The following is an 18,120-nucleotide window of genomic DNA, read 5'->3' on the forward strand; positions in this document are numbered from 1 at the left end:
CTTTAAAATAAGGTTGCGACTATTTTACATATCACTACCTAGAAGGATAAAAATATAGTATAATATAAAAAAATAAATCATTTTTGTTTTATAGAAAGGAACAGCGTATGAACATATTACAAAGTAGTAAAGAACAAGCTGCCTCATCTGCAACATCTTTGAAAACTGCAAGTAATAATATTTCCCAAGAAATAACAGTAACAAAAGATACGCAAACAACAGTAGCCGGCAACACTAACGCACAAAATAGTATAGAAGTATCTAACCAAACAGCGAGTAAAATGTCAAAAGTTATTCAAAGCATGTCTAATAACATTCATAGTGTAGCTGTAGAATTCCAGGCAATGGACAATACATTAGGAACACAACTAGAAGGTGTAAAAAGCTTAAGAGGATTCTAGATGACAAAAGATCAAGACAACTATCAAAAAAGAATATTGTTAGAAGAACAACTAAAAGACAACAAAAAGAAACAAGTCAAGTTGGAAGAAATAGAAAATACATATCAAGACATTGAAATTCATGGTAGATATCTAAAAGAAACAGTACACAAAATATTTACAGGACAATACAATACCCACCTAGAACAACTACACTATTTTGAAAAACAAAATAAGAAATATCTAGACAAAAGAAAATATACGCTACTAGAAGAAGAGATAAACCTAAAACTTCAAAAGCAAAAACTAGAAACAAAAGAGAAATAAGGAAAGAGGAAAGAAATGAGTATAGACATGATACTAGATATGACAGAAAGCCAAACACAAGGTATAAAAAATCTAGTAACAAAACAAAATGAAGCCTACACAGAATTACAAAAAAGCTTGGCAGAATTCATACTCCAAACAGATAAACTAAAAGGAGTAACATACGATTCAGCCAAAAAATACTGTGCAGTAGTAATAGAACCATTAGTAAGAGGATGTATACTACTAAATGAAGAGATCAGCCGAGCAAACGAAAACTATATAAATACCTACAAGTCAGAAGTAGATACTGTTAGTCTAAAACAACAAGAACTAGAAAGACTAATTCGAGAAGCAGAAGGACAGATAAGAAGAGTAGAACACATATTAAACCTATTATATCAAGAAGACCCAATAAGCTATTCTCAAATAAGTATGGCAGAAGAAAATAAAGAGACATACAGAAAATTAAAGAATGAGTTAGAAGAAAAGTTAAGAAAGCTATTAGCGTTTAATGCGAAATCACCAAGTATATTTAGTGAAGTAGAGGTATTAAAATCATCAGTTGACCAAGGATTAGCACAAGCAGAAAAGAGTTGGTCACCAACATCAAAAACATTCAACTTACCAAGTAGAAGTGATATGGGATGGATAGAAGCTATAGATGGGAAATGGTTAGAAAAAGACTATACCCAAGAAGAGATAGAGTATAAGAAAACATTAAAATTACAATATGGATTTGATGACAAAACAGCTAGGATAATAATAAAAGCAAGAAAAAATATATATAACGATTCTAGAATACCAGATAATGAAAAAGATTATGTATTTACTAGATTGTTAGGTGGATTATATTATGATTTGAATTCTGGGGTAAAGGGATTTGGAGAACAACTTGCGTGGCAAAATACGGCAGGGGCTGGAGTAATTATTGGAGATGTCATAATGATGATAGATACACAATTAAAAGAATATGGTATACTAAAAGATAAAGAATATGAGTACTTAAAATATAAGGTTAGAATACAACATGGAGGTTATGGTTACTATAATAGTATTGATGAAGGGGCTCGACCACGGTATAAAAGAACTATGGAAACGGCGTTAGGGCGTAAAATAACAGAGGATGAATTCGAAAAACTATGGGATAGTCAAATAGATGCATTTAAAGGAAAAACAGATTTCGCCCATCAGTATATCACAATGGCAACACATCTATATGGAAAACCACGTCTTGCCGATCTTAAAGATGGTCATAAAAATACAAATGACATGTCAGGATGGTTTGGAGATACAACAGATGTAGCCGGTGTTAAGCCAAGTATAGGAAATGATGATTATAAGGCAGATTTAGATGCAGTTAATATAGTAAGCTCGATGAAAAAAAATAATAGTAACTTTATTACAGCGAGTAACAACTACTATGATAAGTTAGAAAACAATGTGTATAATCGTGCAGAAGAATTTAAAAAGAATATAGATTTTAATAAAGTAAAAAATAAAATTTATAATCAACTTAGTGAATCGTATATACTCGAAAAAGGAAGAATAGTAAGATTGCCAAGTAATATAAACTATATAAAAGAAAAATATCCGCAAACATATAACTTTATAAAAAGTGTTGAGAATAATCAAAATAATATTCAGGATTATTACGGTGAAAAGTAGGTGTTTAAATGAAAAAATTAAGTAAGAGTTGGAAAATATTTATAATAACAACGGTAGTATTAATGAGTAGTATATATGGATATTATAAAATAAATAATAGAAATGCATTTGAAGAGATGTATAATTCATATTATAATTTCTCACTACTCGGTTCGGTGCATAGAATGGGGCAGATAAAACCTATACCTAAAGATCAAGAGGGGCAAGATATTGTAAAACTATATTATAAAGAACAAGTTAATGGAAGTAATATAGAATTTTCTTTAATAAACTTTGATGATGAAAGGGCAATGTTTGTGATTAGTTCAACGTTTATTGCCGAAGGAGTATATTTAGATATAAACTATTTATATGATATTGATACCCATAAATTGATAAATAATGTAACTTTCCGTGGGGAAAACGTCCCATTAACTGAAGATAAGCCAAAACAGAGAAGAGAACTCTTACAAAAACACAATATTTCAAAAGAATATCTACAGAAGAAATCAGATGAACTGTTAGATACAGTTTTAACAGATTGGCAAAGGTATAGCGGAAGTTCATATTCAAGGAGTAATATGGGAAGACTAACAATAGAAAAAGATGAGTTTTTGAGATAATATACTATAGTCATAACCTTTAAGTTAAGGTTATGACTATTTTACATATTACTACCTAGAAGGATAAAAATATAGTATAATATAAAAAAATAAATTATTTTTTGTTTTATAGAAAGGAACAGCGTATGAACATATTACAAAGTAGTAAAGAACAAGCTGCCTCATCTGCAACATCTTTGAAAACTGCAAGTAATAATATTTCCCAAGAAATAACAGTAACAAAAGATACGCAAACAACAGTAGCCGGCAACACTAACGCACAAAATAGTATAGAAGTATCTAACCAAACAGCGAGTAAAATGTCAAAAGTTATTCAAAGCATGTCTAATAACATTCATAGTGTAGCTGAAGAATTCCAGGCAATGGACAATACATTAGGAACACAACTAGAAGGTGTAAAAAGCTTGAGAGGATTCTAGATGACAAAAGATCAAGACAACTATCAAAAAAGAATATTATTAGAAGAACAACTAAAAGACAACAAAAAGAAACAAGCCAAGTTAGAAGAAATAGAAAATACATATCAAGACATTAAAATTCATGGTAGATATCTACAAGAAACAGTACACAAAATATTTACAGGACAATACAATACCCACCTAATAATTTTGGGATAAAAAATAACACAATAAATAGAGTTAGTGAGTTTTATAAAATACACGGATATGGTAATTATGACCAAGGGAAAATAGCGGTAGAAAGAATAGTAAACACTGATACAATAGCTAAAAGATACATGTCTTCAGAATATACAAAAGCACAAAAGAAAAAACACCAAGAAGACTTTTTTGATTATTTAGAGAGAGGTAAATTTAAGAATGTTGAGTAGATTTTTCAAATTAATATTATTACTATTTATGGTAGCTCCAGTAATAGTCGTTTTGTATGATGTATTAGAAGCTCCAAAAGTCTTAACTAGAGAAAACAACAAAGGTAATGAATTTGAACAATTAGACAGGTTGATGAATACAACAAAATACGCTGAACAAATAAGAAAGGCAGGCTATCAAGTAGATGATTATGATTTAAAAATGATGGATAGGATTCCAGAATTAAAAACGTTAGGGAAAAATAAATTAAGTATAGAGTCCCCTACAGATAAAACTATACATATATTTACTGATGAAAATCATGATTTAATAATTTTTAATAAAGATATGACTATTACGGGAAGTGTAATAAATCAGGGGAAAGATAAACCTAGTAGAAAGTTAACAGAAGAAGAAAAGAATAAGTATGAAAAAGAGATAAAACAAGAAATAAACAAACTATTGGATGATGTTTATAAAGCTGGAGAAAAATAATGTTAACCTTATATTCATATAAGAATAATCAAAATGATATTCAAGATTATTACAGTGAAAAGTAGATGTTTTAATGAAAAAACTAGGTAAGGGCTTGAAAATATTTATAATAACAACGGTAGTTTTAATAGGTAATATATATGGATATTATAAAATAAATAATAGAAATGCATTTGAAGAGATGCATAATATTACAATATATTATCAATTAAATCTATAGATAATATGCTACAGATAAAAACCATATCTAAAGATGCTAAAGGATAAGTACTGTAGGATTAAATGAAAGTACAATAAGAAAATATATCAGAGAACAAGAATCGCATGACATTGCAATAGATAAACTGACAACAAAGGAATATACAAATCCATTTGGAAATAAGAAAAAATAGATAAACCCGTTTAACGGGTAGCGGGCGTTAAAATACAATAGGGCTTGAACGAATGTGAAAGCCAGCGCCTTGAGGTGCGTGTTAGTAACAAAGGGTTATACCCGAAGAGAAAACCACCCCTTTTCAGGGGTGGTCATTATTTTTTTAAAATTAATTTGTTATTGTTCTTAAATTAGTATCCTTTTAAGGCGTTCATACGAGCTTCAGATTGTCCTTTACCGTCTTTTTTCTCACCTTTGTATACTGCAGATTCCCATGATCCGTACATAGGGTTAGGGAAGATGATGAATTTATCACCAAATTCAGCTTTTAATTGTTCGAACATTTTATCTCTGTCCTCTTCTGATTTAGTTGAGAATTCAGCGAAGTCGACTAAGTTATCCCCAAATAACATAACAAGGTTAGTGTGTTTTAAAACTTCTTGACGACGTCCTTCTTTAGATTTATCGCCTTCTTTTTTGAACATTAGGTGATCGCGACCTTGAACAGGTAGTCCTTGTGCTTCAAGGTTTTTAATAGTTGCATCCACTTGAGCATCTGTTCTATCTGAGATGTAGTAGATTTGAACTTTGTTTTTATCTGCAAATTGTAAGAATTCTTTAGCTCCAGCTACAGGTGTTGCTTCTGCTTTTTGAACCCATTCATCCCATAATTTAGGATTAAATGCAGTTCCATCTTTAATCATTTTTACTTGGAATGGAATGTTGCTTAATACTGTTTCATCAATATCTAATACGATAGAATAAGGTTTATCAGTAGGCTGTTTTAATAATTCTTTTAATTTATTAGTAGCAACGTTATAACCTTGTTGGTATAATGCATCTACTTCAGCAGCATTTTGGTACCACAATGATCCCATTGTATTTTCTCTTGATCTAAGTTGATCATAAGTAAGAGTTATTTTATTATCTCCACTCTTATTTTCTTCTTTTTTTTCTTCAGTTTTTTGTGCGCATCCAGTTGCAAGAACAACTGTAGCTAATACTGAAGAAATAGACATAACAAGTTTTTTATTTTTCATAATATTTATAGCTCCTTTTGTTATCTATAATACTTAGTATAAAATATATCTACCTAAAATTCAATATGAAATTATTATTTAAAAATTTAGAATGTGAATATTTTAATAAAGTATTCTAATATTCTTTAAGAAAGCGGTTTATGAAATGATAAGAAAATAAAATTAATAATATTTATTTTTTTATTTGTTAAAATATGTAAAAAATGCCAATTCAAGTTGAAATAAGATGTGAGTTTTGGAGAAAAATAGTAATAAAATTATGTAGTCTAGAATATTACAAAAACATTTCAAATACTTAACAATAATGTGAAATAATCTGATTTTCATTGAATATACAAGTTAATATATTATAATAAAATTAAACGATTAATATTATAAATTTAAATTAGATTTAAACTAGATAGAATATAATTTACTACAATAACATAGATAAAATTATAAAGTGTGTTTTTATACAAAAAAGGAGATAAAAATTATGAAAAATAAATTAAGTAAAAATATAGTTGATACTTATAATCCAGAGAAAATCACTCGTTATTCAATTAGAAAAGCAAGTTTCGGAGCAACTTCAGTAGCGGTTGCTGCATTTTTTATGTATTTAGGGCAAGGAACAGCAGCAGCTTCAGATACTAATATTCAGGATCAAGTAAACCAAATTACTTCGATAGATGAAAATAAAAATAATAGTACTGAGAATACTGAAGAAAAAACTTCTAAAGAAACAGTTGTCAAATCCGAAACAAATACTTTGGATAAAACAAAGCTAAGTTCTTTAATTGCCGAAATCGAGTCAAAAATTGTTTCGGGAGCATATGACTCTAAAACTGAAGATAGTGTTTCTAAATTAAAAGTTGAGTTAGGAACAGTTAAAACAATATTAGAAAGTGCGAAAACACAAGAAGAGTTAGCTAGAGCATACAATAAACTTGTTACAGCAACTACACAGTTGAAAACAAAACCAGAAGAGAAAAAAGAAGCACCAGCAGTAGATACAACGAATGGACAACCAACAGTTGGTAAAAAAGCTACAAATACAGAAAAATCTACAGAATCTAACTCGATTGCAAACTCTGGTTCTAAAGATGAACGTAATGGAAAAGCGTTGAATACAAATAACCCATTCCGTACAGATGCGGCTACTACGGATATAGATCCAGCTGCGAATCAAACTTACACAGCACCTGCGGCTGATGCAGATTTAAATACTTTAGTTAAAACACTATTAGCATTAGATCCTACAGTTGAAAATAATACAAGACTTTCACAAAATATGGATAGCTTAGGTGATAGTAAGGAAGTTGCAAAAGGTACTGTAAAGGAAATTACTGAGTTTGGTGGATGGACAGCAGTAGATGGAGGAGTGTTCGCTATTGCTAGAAGAACCGAAGAAGGTGTATACCCTCTTGAGACTATCAATTCAACACTAGATGATACTGTTTGGTTACAAGAACAAGCTTTCGATAGAGATACTGAGTATACTTTACTATTATCAAAGAGTAGAACTAGAAGTAATAGAAATGAAGTTGTTTATGATAATAGTACTTATAAACCGACTGGTGAAGGTGGAGGAATTACAAAAAATCTTGTAAGATATAAAGGGATTGAAAAAACATTTACAGCATATTCAACTAAAGAAGGTTCAGATGTAATTGTTAAGTTTAAACCTGGTTATGTTGGAGATAGCGAAGGTTCTAAAGCAAACTATAAAGTTCAAGTTTATAGTATAACAGGTAACCAAGAGAGTTTAGTCTATGAAACGACTTTTGATCCTTCGCGAAATATAAATGACGGTAAACAGATTGTAACAGCAGCTAAAGATGGAACGAATAAAGCAAAAATTAAAATTTCTGATGCAGGAAAAGGAGGCGTGAGATTTGACCCTAATACCGGAGTAGATAATACTGAACGTCCAAATTTCATCGGTAAAAGAGAAGCTGAAAAATTAATGGCACAACCTGGGAACAAACCAAATGGAACGGCTGGGACATTTACGAGTAAGCCTATTGCATTACCTCAAGGTGCAGACCATTACAAGGTTAGAATTAGTTTAGCAGATCAAAATCGTACCGGTATGAGTTATCAAGCTTGGGATGACAAATATTCAGTGCCTGTTACAGGAGATGACTTCTCAATTGCACAAGATACTAGTAATGTAGCAAGAAATCTTTTACAAAGAATTTATGATAAATTAAAAGCTACAGAATCAGCAGATAAAAATGGTAAAACTTCTCAAACAATTCAAGATTATGAAGCAGAACTAGAAAAAGTTAAAACACTATTAGCAAATCCTGCTGCTAGAACTCCTAATTTCAAGCAAGCTTTACAAGATTTATTAGCTAAACAATTAGGTTTGAAAACTGATAAAACAGGTTTAACGAATTCAAAAGCTGAATTAGATGCCTTAGTGAATGAAGATCCAACACCTGGGAAAACAACTGATACTGCAAAAGCATATAATGTTGCAAAAGAAGCAGCAAAAACTGAAATAGCAGCAGCTTTGACAGTGATTAATGACGAAAACGCAACACCAGAACAAGTATCTGCAGCTTTAGAGAAAGTAAATGCCCAAAAAACAGCTTTACAACAAGCTAAAGATGGTTTAATTGTAGCAGCAACAGCAGAAGAAAAAGCTAAATTAAAATCAGATGCAGATTCATTAGTAAAAGCTGATACAACTGGAAAAACTCCAAACAGTATTGAAGCTTATAATACAAAATATGAAGCGATAAAGGCACAATTAGAAGCTGCCAAAACAGAAGCTGCCGCAGTATTAGCAAAAGAAAATAATGCATCTAAAGCAGAAGTACAAGCAGCTCAAACAAAAGTAGATGCTGCAAAAGCAGAGTTAACAAAAGCCGCAGAATTATTAGTCAATAAAGCTGACAAAACAGAATTAACAAACGCAAAAGAAGCGTTAAACACTTTAGTAACCGAAACAGATCCAACAACAGGAAAAACTGCAGATAGTGCAAAAGTATATAATGATGCGAAAACAGCTGCGCAAGAAGCAATTAAACAAGCAGAAACAGTTATTAATGATGAAAATGCAACACCAGAACAAGTAACAGAAGCTTTAAATAAAGTTAATGAGAAAAAATCAGCATTGGAAGTAGCAAAACAAGCATTAGTAGCAGCAGCGACAGCAGAAGAAAAAGCTAAATTAAAAGCAGATGCTGATTTATTAACAAAAGCTGATGAAACAGGCAAAACACCAGATAGTATCGCAGCATATGAAAGAAAATATGAAGAATTAAAAGCACAATTAGAAGCTGCCAAAACAGAAGCTGCCGCAGTACTAGCAAAAGGAAACAATGCAACAAAAGAGGAAGTTAAAGCTGCTCAAGCGAAAGTAGATGCAGTGAAAACGGAATTAGAAAATGCTAAAAATCTTCTTGTAGAAGCTGCTACTACAGAAGAAAAAAATAAATTAAAATCAGATGCAGATTCATTAGTAAAAGTAGATACAACTGGAAAAACAGCAGATAGTATTAAAGCATATGAATCAGAATTTGAAAAATTAAAAGCACAATTAGAAGCTGCCAAAACAGAAGCTGCCGCAGTATTAGCAAAAGGTAATAATGCAACAAAAGCAGAAGTTCAAGCAGCTCAAGCAAAAGTAGATGCAGCGAAAACAGCTTTAGATAAAGCAGCAGAATCATTGAAAGATCTTGACAGAGATGCTGCTAAAAAAGAAATAGAAGCTGCTGCTAAAAAAGCGACGGATGCTATTGAATCTAGCACAAGCTTAACTCCAGAACAAAAGACGGAAGAAAAAGCGAAAGTAGCTAAAGAAGCAAAAGATGCAATAGATGCTATCGATAAAGCAACCACTGAAGAGGGTATAAACTCTGCAAAAGAAAATGGAAAACTAGCTATCGAAAAAGAAGCAGCAATAACAGCAATCAAAGCAGAAAAAGCAGCGAAAGAGCAAGAAATCGATAATAATACTAAGTTATCTGATGAAGAAAAAGCTGCAGCAAAAGCAGAGGTAGCCAAAGCAGCTACTGAAGCAGTAGAAGCTATTACAAAAGCAGATACTAAAGATGTAGTAGAAGCAGCCAAAACAAAAGGAGAGGCAGCTATTAAGGCAGTAAATCCGATAGGAAAAGAAAAAGCACTAGACGCGGTTCAAAAAGCAGCAGAAGAAAAAATTGTAGAAATTGATAAGAATGACAAATTATCAGCAGAAGAAAAAGCTGAAGCAAAAGCAGAAGTAGCCAAAGCAGCAATCAAAGCAGTGACTGCAATTCAAGAAGCAAAAGACCAAGCAACGGTGAATACAGCAGAAGAGACAGGAGTAAAAGCAATTAAAGCAGTAACTCCAGTAGGAAAAGCAAAAGCATTGGATGCGATTCAAAAAGCAACAGAAGAAAAAATTGCAGAAATCGATAAGAATGATAAATTATCAGCAGAAGAAAAAGCTAAAGCAAAAGCAGAAGTAGCAAAAGCAGCTACTGAAGCAGTAGAAGCAATCCAAAAAGCAGAAACACAAGATGCAGTAGATGCAGCTCAAGCAAAAGGAGAAACAGCTATTAAAGCAGTAAATCCAATTGGAAAAGCATTAAATGGACAACCAACAAATAAAGATGCCTTAACAAAAGCTACAACAACAGAAGCAGAGGCAATAAAAGGAAGTCCAGCATACTACAATGCAGATGAAACTAAGAAAGCAACATATGATAAAGCATTAGAAGAAGCTAAGAAAGTACTAGCAAAAGCAAATGCAACACAAGCAGAAGTAGATGCAGCATTAAAAGCGTTAGAAGAAGCGAAAGCAGCATTAAATGGACAACCAACAAATAAAGATGCCTTAACAAAAGCTACAACAACAGAAGCAGAGGCAACAAAAGGAAGTCCAGCATACTACAATGCAGAAGAAGCTAAGAAAGCAGCATACGATAAAGCATTAGAAGAAGCTAAGAAAGTACTAGCAAAAGCAAATGCAACGCAAGCGGAAGTAGATGCAGCATTAAAAGCGTTAGAAGAAGCGAGAGCAGCATTAAATGGAGTAGAAACTTACAAAATTAATCCAACGATTAATGAAGTTGAAGAGTTTGATTTATCAAAACTATTAGTTAAAGGAATTGTTGTTGTTAAAAAAGGACAAGATTTGACAGAAAAAGACATTAGATCTAAGTTAAACTTACCTGATGGAGTGGATATAGTTGAAATCGAGTATCCAAATACTAATACTTTAGGTAAAAAAGTTGCGAAAGTTACATTTAGAGGAAACGATGGTAATTTATTTACTATTGAAGTACCAATAGAAGTAGTTGAAAATACAACTAATACTGATGAAACAAATAACAATAGATATTCAGAAGGAAGAGTTCTAGTAAATAAAAATACAGAGCAAACTAATAAAGAAGGATTAAAAGCTTCTAAAAATATGCTACCAAATACAGGGACAACTGAAACTAATACTGGATTAGCAGGATTAGGATTAGGAATCTTAGGAGCGTTACTTGCTGCAACAAAACGTCGTAAAGAAAAATAAAATATCAATATTAGAAATTCTAGGTATCAATAACCTAGAGTTTCTTTTTTTATGTAGCTTTGTAAGTGAGGATTATTTTTAAGAACGTTATGTCTAAGTGAATAATATAAGTTTGAGAGACTTTTAGGAAATATTAGATCTGATAAAAATAAAAAAATATCGACTAAAACAAGATTGTTTTAGTCGATTATTTTTTATCTAAAATTAACAAGCCTTAATATTTTATCAAAATATGAATAATGATTTTCTAAAATGTCTTTCTCTTCTTTAACAAGTTCAGGTTCATCGGTAATAATACCATCTGCGGGACTCTGTAAATATTTAGTGATTAAAGCTGGATTGTTTATAGTCCATACAAAAACGTGTTTATTTTCTTTTCTAGCTTGCTCCACTAGATGATCTCTATAAGAGAAGTCTTCTATTACAAAAAAGTCAACGTTACTATGATGAAAATTTCCGAATTGAAGAGGAATAACATAACCTGTTTCCAAGTTTGGTACTTTTGTTTCTAGTTCTTCCATAACTTTAGAGTTTAGTGACATAAACTTATAATTTTCAAGTTTTAATCTCTTAACTTCATCAATTAATATGTCGATATAATTAGGTGGTTCTGCTCCATGAGGTTTAAGTTCGATTACAAGATTCATATTTAATTCTTTCGCTTTATTTACAAATTCTTCTAACGATGGAATTTTACTAGAAAAATCACCTTGTTTAATTGTTAAACCTACTACTTCATCAAAATTCATATCTTGAACACGTTTATTCAATCCTACAAGTCTTTTCAAATTGAAATCATGCATTACTACAAATTTATTGTCTTTTGTTAGAATAATATCAAATTCAACGTAATCGGCACCAACTTCAGCTGCCCCTTCAAGTGCTTCAATTGAATTCTCTACACCTTTAGCAACATATCCACGGTGAGCAATAGTCTTAATATTTTTATTAACTCCATTTCCATATATATTAAAACCATTTATAAGAACCGCAACAACTATAATTACTGTGGTAAATGTTACTACCAGCCTTGATTTTTTCTTATTTTCATTAAGATTATTAACAAGTTTTTCGGATATTTCATTATGATCTATTAGAACAGTTATTAATGAAGTTATAACCGTTATTTTAGAAATTACACCTAAAAAGAAGATAATTCCACTTACCGAAGAGAAAAATAGTGTCTGTATAATTGGATTATTACCGTCATTATCAAAATAGATACAAATGTATGTAATTACACCAGTTAAAACTGCGGCAATTAATAAATATATTATTTCAAATAATAGTATAGTGAAGACAAGTTTTCTTTTGCCAGTTTTTGTAAGTTCCCAACTTCTTTTAATACTATCTAGTATATTTTCATCTCCAACAGCAGTTAGTGGAAGGGTGAAGATTAGTCTAAGATTCAGATAAGCAAAAACTATCATAATTAAGCCCCATATAATAAGCCCACTGTTAGTCTTCATAATCTCACTACTTATAAATTTTGGTATAAATAAATTCTTTGCAAGAACAGATTTTACCCCAAGATTTATCGTAGGTATGGTTATTAAAAAGTAGAATATAAAAAATAAGGTTTGAAACCCTGCAAGATTCTTTGTCTTATTCCACGCATTATCTAATATACTTCGAAAAGAGTATTGCTTTTCTGTTAATTGACCGTAAATGGTAAAGGTCAATATAGAAAACTCAATAAACATAAAAAATGCTACAATTAGAACTAGTAAGTTCAAAATCACAAAACTATAGGGATTAGTAAGGATATGTAGAATATTGTTTTTATCTAAATGTTCTTCACCTGCAAGTGTAAGAGCAAGTTGAAAAATTCTAGAAATAATCCATAAACCACAAATAAGCATTAGTTGAATAATTGCGGCAATAGATATATATGTAAATTTATAACGATTTATATTTTTTAGTACATTGGAAAATAAATTATAAATCTTAAAATCCATGACGGCCTCACTTTATATAGTATTTTATGCTATTTGATTATATCAAAATTACTATTTTCAAGCAAGAAATAGAAGTGTTAAAAAATAGATATGGTAACGTTACTTTTCTTCTTGACATTTATATGGTAAGAGGTGTAGAATAAAAAGTAACGTTACTATTCTTGTTTGGTAATTGTTAAATGTCATTATATAAACGAAGAAGGAGCTTGTAAATGCTAGCTAATAATTGGAAACAAAATCTTCATTTAGAACCTATTAAAGGATGGCTAAATGATCCTAACGGATTAGCTTATTTTAATGGTAAGTATCATATTTTTCACCAATATTCATTTGAAGTTAATGGTGGGCTAAAATTATGGTACTACTATACTAGTAGTGATTTAAAAAATTATGAAGATCGTGGCGTTTTCTTAACACCAACTATTGAAGAAGAAACTCATGGTGTGTATTCAGGAAGTGCCAATATAGAAGATGGAAAATTAGTCTTCTATTACACAGGAAATGTGAAATATCAAGGAGATTATGACTACGTTCATGCTGGTCGCGGTCATAATACCATATCTTTTGAAACGGAAGATGGAATTAATTTTACTGAGAAAAAATGTCTATTAACAACAGATGATTATCCTAATATGTCAAATCATGTTAGGGACCCAAAGATATTTGAAAAAAATGGAAAAAAATATCTAGTGCTAGGTGCTAGAGATAGTAATGATTATGGATGTTTATTAGTATACGTTAAAGATACTCTTAAACCGTATAAAACTATTTATTCACAAAAAAATCTAGGCTTTATGTGGGAATGTCCTGATTATTTTGAAGTAGATGGAAAAGAAATATTTATGTTCTCACCTCAAGGTATTACAAGAATGTACCCATATTATGAAAATATGTATCAAATTGGATATTCTGTAGTTGAAGATGGAATTGAGAATGTTGATAAACTAGATAACTTCACACTATTAGATTATGGACATGATTTTTATGCATCACAAACATTTCTAGATGAGGATAATAATCGTGTACTAATCGGTTGGATGTATGTGCCGGATAGTAGTTATACAAATCCGACTACAAAGTTTGGATATCAAAACTGTTTAACTGTACCTCGTGTAGTAAATTTCAAGGACGGTAAAGTTAGACAAACATTACATAAATCGGTAAAAGATTTATTAGGTAAGGATATTAAAACTAATCACTTTAATAAGAATACATGGTATTATAAACAAGAACATGGAGAAAGTTTTAAGATCAGTGTAGCTGATTTTAAAGTTAGCTATGAAAATAAAGAATTAAAGATTTCTTTTGGTATTAGTGGTTACGGAAGAAATGATAGAAAATATAAATTGGATTTAGAAGATGTAGAAATAGTATTTGATAGTTCATCAATCGAATTATTCGCTAATGGTGGGTCATTTACAATTTCGACAAGATTCTATCCAGAAAATCACGATGTAAAAATATTAGCTACTAATTATGTAGCAAAAGAACTTGGAGCAATCGAAATTAGAGAGGAGAACTAAAATGGCAGTTTTATGCATAGGAGAAATGCTAATTGACTTTATCGGAGAAGGAGTAGGAACTATCGATAAAGTAAAATCATTTAAAAAAGAGGCTGGAGGCTGTGTAGCCAATGTTGCGTGTGTAGCGCAAAAACTAGGTCATAAGAGTTATTTATTGACATCATTAGGACAAGATGGTTTTGGTGATTTCCTAGAAAATACGTTAAAAAATGAAAATGTAGACTGTAAATATGTAAGCCGTAAAGCTGACAGTTTCACACCATTAGCATTTGTTTCTTTAGATGAAACTGGAGACCGTTCATTTAGTTTTTACTTTAAAGGTTCTTCAACATTAAGTATTAGTAAAGAAGATGTTGAGAAAGTAGATTTATCAGAAATTGAAGCAATTCACTTTGCAAGTATCGCAATTCAAGAAGAATCAAAAGCCAGCCATCATTTATTACTGAAAAAAGCTAAAGAATTAGGAGTGTTAATTTCTTTTGATGTTAACTTACGATTCAATCTTTGGGATGATCACAAAGTATACCTTGAAACTATTAAAGAATTCTTACCTTATGTTGATGTAATAAAAGTTGCTGATAATGAATTAGAATTCATAACAGGAACTACTAATATCGAAGAAGCATTAAAAAAAGATTTCAGCCACATGAAAGTTGTTCTTTATACTAAAGGGGAACATGGGGCAGAAGTTTACTATCAAAATCATAAAGTAGTAACTGAAATACCTGATATAAAAGCTGTTGATACAACAGGGGCAGGGGATGCTTTCGCTGGTTCATTCTTATCTAAATTATTAAATCAAAAAGACATTAATAATATTACAGAAGAAGAATTAGCTCAAATGGCAACTTTTGCGACAAACTATGCTAGTTTAACAACTACAAAAATAGGTGCAATTTCAAGTTACTTAACAGAAGAAGAATATAATAGTTTAATATAATTATAAAGGGATTTACCTGAAAGTTCTTTAAAAAAGTTTGTATAAAAGCTTAAAGATGAAGTGGTTTGTTGATAACTAAATTCGTTTTATAAAAGCTATTTAGGTATCTAATAAACTTTGAGGGAGTGACTCAACAAAATTGATTTCTCTGAAATCATGAGTTTTGAGTCACTCCTTTATTTTTGTAATCTTTTTTATTTTAAAGTAAGCTCTACTTAATAAGATTAAATTGTAATATAGATTTTTTTAATAATAACAGAATAATTTGTTATTATATTATTATTTAATTGCAGTTGATATTGAAAAAAATTTTTGTTATACTACAAGTGATAATATTGAGTAAGAGTAAAGGTTTTACATGTTGTCATATCAATAAAGGGAGAGTTTGTTATGAAAAATTTTATGAGAATACTGTATATTGTTATTGCTGTTATAGTAATGGCTGGGTGTAGTGAGAAAAATACTAAAGAAGATTATGATATTTCAATAATATCAAAGAATAAAGTATCACTTTTTAAACTGGAAAATGATTCTATAAAGTTACATAAAGAGATAAAAAGAAGTGAAGATTATGGCTTTTTAAAAGAAGATAATTCTGAGCCGTATACATTCACACACTATAAAAATAAAATATATGCTACAACTTTATTTGCTAATAGTTTTAATATAATAGAATATGATGAAAATTTTAAAGAGATAAATAAAAAGGAGATTAAAAAAGAGGGGGTTAATGTTATAAATGATATTCAAGTTTACAAAGATAATATATATATTCTTGGCGGAAATATAGATAAAAATAATCAATTAAGAAATTTGATATGGAAGTTTGATATGAGTTACAAACTTATGGAAGAAATAGATTTAAATTATAGCCAAGGAGCATACATGAGATTTTATATAAAAGATGATGTTATTTATTTAACTCAAAACTCTCAAGGCTTAACAGGTAAAAATGAACCAAAAGGTAGTAATAAATTATTAAAATATGATTTGAATACAAAAAATAATGAGTTGATAACTTTAAACTATGCTTATCCTCTAAATATTTATCCAGATGGGGATAATCTAATAGTAGAGCATTATAGTTTATATGTTCCTAATTATACATGGACTATTTTAGATACAAAAAATAATATACAAAAAATTATTTATTTTAATGATAGACCTAAAAATGAAGATAACCCCCCGTTTTTCAATCAAGATAAAATGAATTATTACTTCTTATTCTATGATAAACTGTATATTTATGATAAAAAAACACTAGAAGAGAAGGTTTATAATTTATCTGATTTTAATATAACGGATGCATATATATCAGTTATTAAAAATGATGAATAATGTGTTGATATAGCAAGAAAATTTATCAAAATCATAATATAGAATATTAGAAACAAGTTAAGATGTCAAAGGTGAACAAAATTATGCAAAATAATATGAAAATAAGATTATCGGTTGATAACTTTTATGATAATATTTCTAAAAATAAACAGAAGATAAAAATTGATCCGAAGCTACTGAGTAAATCGCTAGGGTATGATGAAAATATTATCAATGAATTTCCAGATGAGATAAATATGGGGCTTTCTTGTGGTAATCCAATTAATCACTTAAAAATTAAAGAAGGACAATCTTTAATTGATTTAGGGTGTGGAGCAGGCATGGATATTTTTATTACTAAGATGAAAAATCCTAAAGTAGGAATGCTTTATGGTTTGGATAGATTGGATTCAATGTTAGAAAAAGCGAAGAAGGTTAGAGATAATAAGAAATTTGATAATATTGAATTTATTAAGGGAGAATTAATAAATATTCCTTTAGTAGATGGGTCAGTTGATAGAGTTATTAGTAACTGTGTTATTAATCTAGAACCAGATAAACAAAAAGTATACGACGAAATTTATCGTATTCTAAAAGAAGATGGTATGTTTGTAATATCTGATATTATTTTGAAAAAAGATTTGCCACTAGAATGGAAAAATTCTAGTAGAATGCATTGCACTTGAGTTGCAGGAGCTCTTCTGGAAGAAGAGATGACTCATATTATCAGAAAGGCAGGGTTTACTAAGTTTCAGATAATTAATTCTGATGTAACAGATGAATATGCAGAAAAATGGGGCTATGGCAAAGTGATGAAAGATTATATCCAAAGTGGATTACTTATTGGAAGAAAATAATTATTTTGGCTGATGTTTAAGAAAACGTTATCCATTTGTTTTGACATGTATAGACAAAATAAAGTAAAATGTAGATAAATAAACACAAAATAATATTTTTAATTATTATTTTATTATATGTAAGAAGCGAAAAAAATTGAAATTTTTGATATAATAGTTTATGTATAGGATTTTAGGAATTAAGTTTTATTGAGAATTTTTATAGTGTATATGTCGTAGAATATATTTTAGTTGGAATTATGTACGAAAAATAATATATATATTGTAACTTAAATAATCGTTTAAACTTAATTTTAGTTAATTTTTATATAATGTATTTGATTTGAAATATCTAAAACATAAAAATATAGTTAGG

At 29.9% G+C, this 18,120-nt stretch carries 16 protein-coding genes and 1 pseudogene; 15 read left to right on the plus strand and 2 right to left on the minus strand.

What is annotated here, in order from left to right; translation table 11 throughout:
* Positions 1-107 precede the first annotated feature (107 nt).
* From GEMHA0001_RS01735 to GEMHA0001_RS08755, 9 genes and pseudogenes are all read left to right on the plus strand, one after another.
* On the plus strand, positions 108-401 hold the full coding sequence (locus GEMHA0001_RS01735; RefSeq protein WP_004263809.1) for a TIGR04197 family type VII secretion effector: 294 nt from the start codon (positions 108-110) through the stop codon (positions 399-401).
* Positions 402-707, plus strand: a complete 306-nt coding sequence (locus GEMHA0001_RS01740) for a hypothetical protein (protein WP_004263914.1) — start codon at positions 402-404, stop codon at positions 705-707. It abuts the gene before it with no gap.
* 15 nt (positions 708-722) lie between these two features.
* Positions 723-2,354 carry a T7SS effector LXG polymorphic toxin gene (locus tag GEMHA0001_RS01745; protein WP_004264097.1) on the plus strand — a complete coding sequence of 544 codons (1,632 nt, stop codon included), beginning with the start codon at positions 723-725 and terminating at the stop codon, positions 2,352-2,354.
* Between the two features lie 8 nt (positions 2,355-2,362).
* Entirely contained in the window at positions 2,363-2,956 is a 594-nt protein-coding gene (locus GEMHA0001_RS01750; RefSeq protein WP_004264048.1) for a TipC family immunity protein, read from the plus strand.
* A 125-nt stretch (positions 2,957-3,081) separates the two neighbouring features.
* Positions 3,082-3,375 (plus strand): TIGR04197 family type VII secretion effector, encoded by a 294-nt coding sequence (locus GEMHA0001_RS01755; RefSeq protein ID WP_004263718.1) that lies wholly within the window; start codon positions 3,082-3,084, stop codon positions 3,373-3,375.
* Positions 3,376-3,573: a hypothetical protein gene (locus tag GEMHA0001_RS01760; RefSeq protein ID WP_004263757.1), complete on the plus strand. Its 198-nt coding sequence runs from the start codon at positions 3,376-3,378 to the stop codon at positions 3,571-3,573.
* Positions 3,574-3,774: 201 nt separating this feature from the next.
* The gene (locus tag GEMHA0001_RS01765) at positions 3,775-4,260 is read left to right on the plus strand and encodes a hypothetical protein (protein ID WP_004263954.1); all 486 of its coding nucleotides are present in this window, start codon (positions 3,775-3,777) and stop codon (positions 4,258-4,260) included.
* Between the two features lie 73 nt (positions 4,261-4,333).
* Positions 4,334-4,480, plus strand: coding sequence for a hypothetical protein (locus tag GEMHA0001_RS08905; protein WP_004264145.1), 147 nt, complete (start codon positions 4,334-4,336; stop codon positions 4,478-4,480).
* 43 nt (positions 4,481-4,523) lie between these two features.
* Positions 4,524-4,652 (plus strand): annotated as a pseudogene (locus GEMHA0001_RS08755) (IS200/IS605 family transposase); the annotation flags it as partial.
* Between the two features lie 172 nt (positions 4,653-4,824).
* Here GEMHA0001_RS08755 and GEMHA0001_RS01770 read toward each other — a convergent pair.
* Positions 4,825-5,673 (minus strand): 5'-nucleotidase, lipoprotein e(P4) family, encoded by an 849-nt coding sequence (locus tag GEMHA0001_RS01770; RefSeq protein ID WP_004263342.1) that lies wholly within the window; start codon positions 5,671-5,673, stop codon positions 4,825-4,827.
* Between the two features lie 475 nt (positions 5,674-6,148).
* Here GEMHA0001_RS01770 and GEMHA0001_RS01775 point away from each other — a divergent pair, with 475 nt between their 5' ends.
* Positions 6,149-11,170: a DUF1542 domain-containing protein gene (locus GEMHA0001_RS01775; RefSeq protein ID WP_004264074.1), complete on the plus strand. Its 5,022-nt coding sequence runs from the start codon at positions 6,149-6,151 to the stop codon at positions 11,168-11,170.
* Positions 11,171-11,364: 194 nt separating this feature from the next.
* On the opposite strand, the gene GEMHA0001_RS01780 is transcribed toward GEMHA0001_RS01775, so the two are convergent.
* Positions 11,365-13,128, minus strand: a complete 1,764-nt coding sequence (locus tag GEMHA0001_RS01780) for a glycerophosphodiester phosphodiesterase (protein ID WP_004263772.1) — start codon at positions 13,126-13,128, stop codon at positions 11,365-11,367.
* Positions 13,129-13,340: 212 nt separating this feature from the next.
* On the opposite strand from GEMHA0001_RS01780, the gene GEMHA0001_RS01785 reads away from it, so the two are divergent.
* The 5 genes from GEMHA0001_RS01785 to GEMHA0001_RS01805 all read left to right on the plus strand — a co-directional run bounded on the left by GEMHA0001_RS01785 (position 13,341) and on the right by GEMHA0001_RS01805 (position 17,765).
* Positions 13,341-14,651, plus strand: coding sequence for a glycoside hydrolase family 32 protein (locus GEMHA0001_RS01785; protein ID WP_004264156.1), 1,311 nt, complete (start codon positions 13,341-13,343; stop codon positions 14,649-14,651).
* Position 14,652: 1 nt separating this feature from the next.
* Complete coding sequence (locus GEMHA0001_RS01790) at positions 14,653-15,591, plus strand: carbohydrate kinase family protein (protein ID WP_004263907.1); 939 nt, start codon at positions 14,653-14,655, stop codon at positions 15,589-15,591.
* A gap of 390 nt (positions 15,592-15,981) precedes the next feature.
* Positions 15,982-16,929 (plus strand): hypothetical protein, encoded by a 948-nt coding sequence (locus GEMHA0001_RS01795; protein WP_004263989.1) that lies wholly within the window; start codon positions 15,982-15,984, stop codon positions 16,927-16,929.
* An 83-nt stretch (positions 16,930-17,012) separates the two neighbouring features.
* Positions 17,013-17,594, plus strand: a complete 582-nt coding sequence (locus GEMHA0001_RS01800; RefSeq protein WP_004264089.1) for a methyltransferase domain-containing protein — start codon at positions 17,013-17,015, stop codon at positions 17,592-17,594.
* 27 nt (positions 17,595-17,621) lie between these two features.
* Positions 17,622-17,765, plus strand: coding sequence for a hypothetical protein (locus tag GEMHA0001_RS01805; protein WP_004263854.1), 144 nt, complete (start codon positions 17,622-17,624; stop codon positions 17,763-17,765).
* Positions 17,766-18,120 lie beyond the last annotated feature (355 nt).

The organism is Gemella haemolysans ATCC 10379 (genome assembly GCF_000173915.1).
GTDB classification, from domain to species: Bacteria; Bacillota; Bacilli; order Staphylococcales; family Gemellaceae; genus Gemella; species Gemella haemolysans.

What these genes read in the sequence shown, in the direction of transcription:
- GEMHA0001_RS01735 (WP_004263809.1), top strand. Translation starts at nt 108, where the DNA reads ATGAACATATTACAAAGTAGTAAAGAACAAGCTGCCTCATCTGCAACA.
- GEMHA0001_RS01740 (WP_004263914.1), top strand. Translation starts at nt 402, where the DNA reads ATGACAAAAGATCAAGACAACTATCAAAAAAGAATATTGTTAGAAGAA.
- GEMHA0001_RS01745 (WP_004264097.1), top strand. Translation starts at nt 723, where the DNA reads ATGAGTATAGACATGATACTAGATATGACAGAAAGCCAAACACAAGGT.
- GEMHA0001_RS01750 (WP_004264048.1), top strand. Translation starts at nt 2,363, where the DNA reads ATGAAAAAATTAAGTAAGAGTTGGAAAATATTTATAATAACAACGGTA.
- GEMHA0001_RS01755 (WP_004263718.1), top strand. Translation starts at nt 3,082, where the DNA reads ATGAACATATTACAAAGTAGTAAAGAACAAGCTGCCTCATCTGCAACA.
- GEMHA0001_RS01760 (WP_004263757.1), top strand. Translation starts at nt 3,376, where the DNA reads ATGACAAAAGATCAAGACAACTATCAAAAAAGAATATTATTAGAAGAA.
- GEMHA0001_RS01765 (WP_004263954.1), top strand. Translation starts at nt 3,775, where the DNA reads ATGTTGAGTAGATTTTTCAAATTAATATTATTACTATTTATGGTAGCT.
- GEMHA0001_RS08905 (WP_004264145.1), top strand. Translation starts at nt 4,334, where the DNA reads ATGAAAAAACTAGGTAAGGGCTTGAAAATATTTATAATAACAACGGTA.
- GEMHA0001_RS01770 (WP_004263342.1), bottom strand. Translation starts at nt 5,673, where the DNA reads ATGAAAAATAAAAAACTTGTTATGTCTATTTCTTCAGTATTAGCTACA.
- GEMHA0001_RS01775 (WP_004264074.1), top strand. Translation starts at nt 6,149, where the DNA reads ATGAAAAATAAATTAAGTAAAAATATAGTTGATACTTATAATCCAGAG.
- GEMHA0001_RS01780 (WP_004263772.1), bottom strand. Translation starts at nt 13,128, where the DNA reads ATGGATTTTAAGATTTATAATTTATTTTCCAATGTACTAAAAAATATA.
- GEMHA0001_RS01785 (WP_004264156.1), top strand. Translation starts at nt 13,341, where the DNA reads ATGCTAGCTAATAATTGGAAACAAAATCTTCATTTAGAACCTATTAAA.
- GEMHA0001_RS01790 (WP_004263907.1), top strand. Translation starts at nt 14,653, where the DNA reads ATGGCAGTTTTATGCATAGGAGAAATGCTAATTGACTTTATCGGAGAA.
- GEMHA0001_RS01795 (WP_004263989.1), top strand. Translation starts at nt 15,982, where the DNA reads ATGAAAAATTTTATGAGAATACTGTATATTGTTATTGCTGTTATAGTA.
- GEMHA0001_RS01800 (WP_004264089.1), top strand. Translation starts at nt 17,013, where the DNA reads ATGCAAAATAATATGAAAATAAGATTATCGGTTGATAACTTTTATGAT.
- GEMHA0001_RS01805 (WP_004263854.1), top strand. Translation starts at nt 17,622, where the DNA reads ATGACTCATATTATCAGAAAGGCAGGGTTTACTAAGTTTCAGATAATT.